Raw genomic sequence first — 6,002 nt, forward strand, 5'->3', positions numbered from 1 at the left:
CCGGACGACCCGGCTCAAACACCCGGCGCGCAGGCGCCGTTCAACAGCCCCGGCGCGGCTGCGCCACATAACAGGAAGGACGACTGACAATGCTTGCCAATTTCCTCAAGGGCTCCGCGGCTGCCGCTGCCCTTTCGCTCATTGCGGCGCTGCCCGCCAGCGCCGTTGACCTGCAATTCTACTTCCCCGTCGCCGTCGGCGGCGGTGCGGCGAAGACGATCGAAGGCCTGACCGAGACCTATATGAAGGACCACCCGGACGTGAAGATCGACCCGATCTACGCGGGCTCCTACCAAGACACGATCACCAAGGTGATCACCGCCGCGCGCGGCGGCAACGCGCCCCAGATCGCGGTGGCGCTGTCGACCGACATGTTCACGCTGCTCGACGATGACCTGATCCTGCCCTTCGACGATTACGCCAAGGGCGAAGAGGGCAAAAAATGGATCGAAGGCTTCTATCCGGCCTTCATGGAAAACAGCCAGTTCGATGGCAAGACCTACGGCATCCCGTTCCAGCGCTCGACCCCGGTGCTCTACTGGAACAAGGACGCGTTCAAGGAAGCGGGCCTCGATCCCGAAACCCCACCCGCGACCTGGGACGAGATGGTCGAGATGGGCAAGAAGCTCACCAAGACGGACGCTTCGGGCAACACGACCCAATGGGGTGTGCGTATCCCGTCCTCGGGCTTCCCCTACTGGCTGTTCCAGGGGCTCGTCATCGAAGCGGGCGGCAAGCTCACCAATGGCGAAGGGACCGAGACCTATTTCGACAGCCCCGAAGTGATCGAGGCCGCGCAATATCTCGTGGACCTGTCGACCAAGGACAAGGTGATGGAGCCCGGCATCCTTGACTGGGGTGCGACGCCCAAGGACTTCTTCGAGCGCCGCTCGGCGATGGTCTGGACCACCACCGGCAACCTGACCAACATGCATGACAACGCGCCCTTCCCCTTCGGCGTGGCGATGCTGCCCGAGAAGGCGCAGCGCGGTGCGCCCACCGGCGGCGGCAACTTCTACCTCTTTAAGGGCAGCTCGGATGAGCAACTCGAAGCGGCGGTTAAGTTCATCGAATGGATCACCGCACCCGAGCAATCGGCGATCTGGACCAAGGCCACCGGTTATGTCGCTCCGCGTCCGGCCACCTGGGACACCGAGACGATGAAGGACTATGCCAAGGGCTTCCCGCAGGTCCTCGTGGCGCGTGATCAGCTGCAATACGCCAAGGCGGAGCTGTCCACTCACGAGAACCAGCGCGTGACGCAGTTCCTCAACGATGCGCTTGCCGCCGCGATCACCGGCCAGAAGCCGGTCGAGGAGGCGCTGAAGGAAGCGCAGGCCAAGGCCGATCAGGTGCTGGCCGCCTATCGCTGATCCCCGAGAGGGGCACTCCCCGGGGGTGGGCCACGTGCGGGCCCGCCCCCAACTCAATCAGGAAAGACCGAGCATGAAGATCAAACGCGACTGGATCTGGGGATGGACCCTGATCGCGCCGGCACTGGCGCTGATCTTCCTGTTCACGCATATCCCGGCGCTGATGACGCTCTGGGGATCGCTGTTCTCCACCCCGCGCGGGCGCAAACCCTCGCATTTTGTGGGGCTCGCGAATTACGAGCGGCTGATCCAGGACCCGACCTTCTGGAAGGTGCTTGGCAATAACGCGATCTATGCGCTCGGAACGATCCCGGTCTCCATGGCGCTGGCGCTTGCGATGGCGCTGCTGGTCAACCGCCCCTTCAAGGGGCGCGCGCTGGCGCGGATGGCCTATTTCACGCCGACCGTTCTGCCGCTGATCGCCGTCGCGAATATCTGGCTTTTCTTCTACACGCCGGGCTTCGGGCTGATCGACCAGGTGCTGGGCCTCTTCGGGGCCGGGCAGAGCAATTTCCTCGGCAATGCCGGAACCGCCCTGCCCGCGATCATGGTGGTTGCGATCTGGAAAGAGGCCGGGTTCTTCATGATCTTCTACCTCGCCGCGCTGCAGGCGATCCCGCCGCAACTGGCCGAGGCCGCGAAGATCGAGGGCGCGGGCGCGTGGACGATCTTTCGCCGCATCACCCTGCCGCTTCTGATGCCGACCACGCTGTTCGTCTCGATCAACGCGGTGATCAACGCCTTCCGGCTGGTCGATCACATCTTCATCCTCACCGGCGGCGGACCGGACAACGCGTCGTCCTTGCTGCTCTACTACATCTACGAGACCTCGTTCCGGTTCTGGGACACCGCCTATGGCGCGACGCTGAGCGTGGTTCTGCTGGCGCTGATGTGCCTGCTGGCGATCGGGCAATTCTTCCTCTTCGACCGCAAGGTGCATTACAAATGAGCGCGTTCGATCGATATCTGTGGAATGGCGGCGCGGCGCTGCTGGCCGCGCTCTGGATCGCGCCGCTGCTTTACGCGGTCTGGACGGCGTTTCACCCCTCGGCCTATGAGGCGCATTTCACGCTGACCGCGCCGCTGACGCTGGAGAATTTCGTCAAGGCCTGGAACGCGGCCCCCTTCGCGCGCTACTTCCTCAACACCTTCATATTGGTGACCGGGATCACGGCGGCACAGTTCGTGCTGTGCTCGCTCGCAGCCTATGGCTTTGCGCGGTTCTCTTTTCCGGGGCGCGACCTGCTGTTCAGTCTTGTCCTACTGCAATTGCTGGTGATGCCCGACATCCTGATCGTCGAGAATTACAAGATCATCCACGCGATGAATGCCGTCGATACGCTGCAGGCGATCGCCCTGCCCTATATCGCCTCGGGCTTTGGCGTGTTCCTGATCCGGCAGGCTTTCATGACGGTCCCGCGCGAGCTCGACGATGCTGCCCGGATCGAAGGCTCGGGTCCGCTCGCGATCCTCTGGCGGGTCTATGTGCCGCTCGCCAAACCTACCTATCTCGCCTATGGGCTCGTCTCGGTCAGCTATCACTGGAACAATTTCCTCTGGCCCTTGATCGTCACCAATTCGGTCGAGACCCGTCCCGTCACCGTCGGCCTGTCGGTCTTTGCCACCACCGATAGCGGCACCGAATGGGCGGTGATCAACGCAGCCACGCTGATGACCTCGGCGCCGCTCCTGCTCGCCTTCCTGCTGTTCCAGCGCCAGTTCGTGCAAAGCTTCATGCGCGCCGGCATCAAATGAGGACTTCCCGATGACCCTTCCGCTTCTGGGCGCTGCCATCCGGCGCCGCGATCTCGACACCCTGCGCGACTGGATCTTTGAGCCCGCCCGCGCCATCGAAATCCAGGATTTCGTGATGCCCGAAATCTTCGCCGGCGACCCGAGCGAACTCATCGCAAGCTACAAGCGCGCGCTCGACGGTCACCGCGGGCTGCGCGGCATTCACGGACCGTTCTTCGGGCTCGACCTGTCGAACCCCGACAGGGAAATCCGCGCCGTGATCCAGCGCCGCCTGCTCAAGGGGCTCGAGATTGCCGAGGCTCTGGGGGGCAGCCACATGGTCGTGCACTCACCCTTCACCTACTGGCATGTGCTCAATCGCGACAATTACCCTGCCGTCGCCGATCAGATGCTGAACGCGATGGCCGACTGCCTCGCCCCGGTGCTGGTTCGGGCGGGAGAGATCGGCTGCACCGTGATGCTGGAGAATATCGACGACACCGACCCGTCGGCGCGCGTGCGCGTGGTGCAGGCGATCGACCATCCGCAGCTGCGCGTCTCGCTCGATACCGGCCACGCGGAACTGGCCCATGGCCGCTACGGCGCCCCGCCTGTGGTGGACTATGTCGCACAGGCCGGAGCCTGGCTTGGCCATGTCCATCTGCAGGATGCCGACGGCTATGCGGATCGCCACTGGCATCCGGGCGAAGGTACGATTCCCTGGCCTGCGGTCTTTGCCACCCTGGAACGGAGCGAGGCGAGTCCGCGCCTGATCCTCGAAGTGCGCGACCGTCTCGAGCGGCTGCCCGCGACGGTGAAGGCGCTCGAGGCGCAGGGACTCGCGCGCTGATGCCCCTTACCAGCTCTTCAACGCACGCAGCTGGGGTGTTTTCTTGTTCATATGTGTGGCCATGCGCCCGAAGAGATGATCAAGCTCCCCGATCGCTTCGAAGAGATAGGGGCCCTTGTTGAGCATCACGCATTCCGCCCGTGCACCCATCGCCGCGTCGGTCATCTCGCCGCGGGTGGGCAGGCCCGTCTTGAGGAAGTTCTCAAGAACCTGCGTGGCCCAGATAACCGGCACCTGAGCGGCCTCGCAAAGCCACAAGATTTCCTCCTGGATCTCGGCGAGACGGGCGAAGCCGATCTCAACCGCCAGATCGCCGCGCGCGATCATCACGGCCGTTGGCTGGCGCCCAGCCGCGCGCACGAGCATATCCGGCAGATTGCGTACCGCGCGCTCGGTCTCGATCTTCAGGACGAGGCTGAGTTCGTGCCAGTCATCGGGGCGGATCTCGGCCAGAAGCGATTGTAGAAGCTCAACGTCTTGCAATTCCTGCACGAAGGAGAACTCGATCCCGTCGGCATGCTCCGCCGCGAAGCGCAAGGCCTCTTGATCGGCCTCGGTGAGCGCCGGGATATTCAAAGCGCAATCGGGGAAGTTCAGCCCCTTTTCCGGCTTGAGCTTGTAGCCCTTTTCCAAAGGGGCGATCTCGGCATGCAATTTCACGCCCCAATCTTCGCGCGCGATCACCCGCGTCGAGAGCTTGCCGTCATCGACAAACACACGATGCCCAAGCGCGAGGGCTTCGATGGGTTCGGCCAAGCTGCATTCGATCGCCGGTTGGCCCGAGGGGACCATCCCGAGCCTGCCCGGAAAGCAAAGCGCGAAGCTATCACCGAGACGCACGCGTTTCTGCCCCTTCTCGTCGCGCAGCGCTCCCGTGCGGATCTTCGGACCGGCCAGATCCATCAGAATTTTCATCCTCCGACCAACGGTCCCGGCGGCGGCGTCGACATGAGCGATCATGCGACGCCAAATCTCGGGGTCGTCATGCGCGCAGTTGATCCGGACCGCTTCGACTCCCGCCGCTGCAAGCTTCTCGCAGAAGCCAGGATCCTGCGCGGAGATACTTGGCATCGTAACCAGCAGTCCCACGGGGCCATGGTCGGTAAGCGGTCCGAAGATCCGTCTGGCGCGTTCGGAAATCCGGTTCTGACCGGCGAAGAAAGCGGCTTCCGAAGCGGGGGCGAATTGTGCTCCGTCAATCAACGCATCGAGGATCGCGATCACCTGATCCAGTTCGGGAAGTACCTTGCTCTCGACCCTTCCCAAAGAGGACAGACCAAATCGCATAAGTTTTCGCTGTAAAGGGCGAATGTCGTGGCGGCGCAGGGCAAGGTAATGCGCGAAATTTTCCGCGCTGGCTGCAAAATCCTCGCAGTCCATCCAATCCCGCCACGCCTCGAGCCGCACTACCGCAGCGCGCGAAATCGTTTCACGCAACGCACCGACTTCGCGCCGTAGTTCGATCAAATCATCAGTCATCATCGACCACTCCGTTTTGGCGCGGAGTACCAAGGATTGGATTCAGCTTTGTGACCGTTCGGTCGGGAGCGACACTGCGGCGCACCACGTCGCGAAGGCCAAGCGAATAAACGCTTATGGGGGAAAGATGGATCATCGTGCCCTGCCGCGCCGCGAAGACAATGCGCCATGACAGAGGAGGGCAACAACAGCGACGAGAGACCTGAGCGCGACATGGCGGCGGTTAACGCACAGTAGCCAGTTGCGAGGCAGTCATCGGAGGGTCGCGCCTCCTCGCCATGCATTCGGCGCCGTTACGAATCTGGGACAAGGTGCCTGGAGAAAAAGAAACCGAGTTTCTCAGCGATGCTGCGAGACATTTTCGAAATAGTTTCCAAACGTTCCGTAGATCGATCCGAGCAGATCGTGTGCAGTTCAAGACCCGCGCCGTATGACGATAGGAGCCTTGACCTGTTGGCGGCTTACACGTTTCGGCGTTTGCACTGTCTTTGCTTCCAGCGGAGGAATCCGAATGCAAAAAGCGCCCCTTGGGGCGCCATCGAACTGTATTTCAAAAGATTTGGTTG

The 6,002-nt window shown here is 62.5% G+C and carries 5 protein-coding genes; 4 read left to right on the plus strand and 1 reads right to left on the minus strand.

The genetic code is table 11. The annotated features are described in order from the left end of the window. Positions 1 to 89: 89 nt before the first annotated feature. From BMI90_RS14405 to BMI90_RS14420, 4 genes are all read left to right on the plus strand, one after another. A complete protein-coding gene (locus BMI90_RS14405) occupies positions 90 to 1,373 on the plus strand; it encodes an ABC transporter substrate-binding protein (RefSeq protein WP_078530183.1) in 1,284 nt (427 codons plus the stop codon). 73 nt (positions 1,374 to 1,446) lie between these two features. Continuing rightward, positions 1,447 to 2,322: a sugar ABC transporter permease gene (locus tag BMI90_RS14410; protein ID WP_078530184.1), complete on the plus strand. Its 876-nt coding sequence runs from the start codon at positions 1,447 to 1,449 to the stop codon at positions 2,320 to 2,322. Continuing rightward, complete coding sequence (locus BMI90_RS14415) at positions 2,319 to 3,128, plus strand: carbohydrate ABC transporter permease (RefSeq protein WP_078530185.1); 810 nt, start codon at positions 2,319 to 2,321, stop codon at positions 3,126 to 3,128. Before BMI90_RS14410 ends, BMI90_RS14415 begins: the two co-directional genes overlap by 4 nt. A 10-nt stretch (positions 3,129 to 3,138) precedes the next feature. Then, positions 3,139 to 3,957 (plus strand): sugar phosphate isomerase/epimerase family protein, encoded by an 819-nt coding sequence (locus BMI90_RS14420; protein WP_078530186.1) that lies wholly within the window; start codon positions 3,139 to 3,141, stop codon positions 3,955 to 3,957. A gap of 6 nt (positions 3,958 to 3,963) precedes the next feature. Here the strand turns inward: BMI90_RS14420 and BMI90_RS14425 are convergent, their stop codons facing one another. Beyond that, positions 3,964 to 5,436 carry a pyruvate kinase gene (locus BMI90_RS14425; protein WP_078530203.1) on the minus strand — a complete coding sequence of 491 codons (1,473 nt, stop codon included), beginning with the start codon at positions 5,434 to 5,436 and terminating at the stop codon, positions 3,964 to 3,966. Positions 5,437 to 6,002: the final 566 nt, after the last annotated feature.

The sequence above is a fragment of the Thioclava sp. L04-15 genome (assembly GCF_002020275.1).
Lineage (GTDB): Bacteria > Pseudomonadota > Alphaproteobacteria > Rhodobacterales > Rhodobacteraceae > Thioclava > Thioclava marina.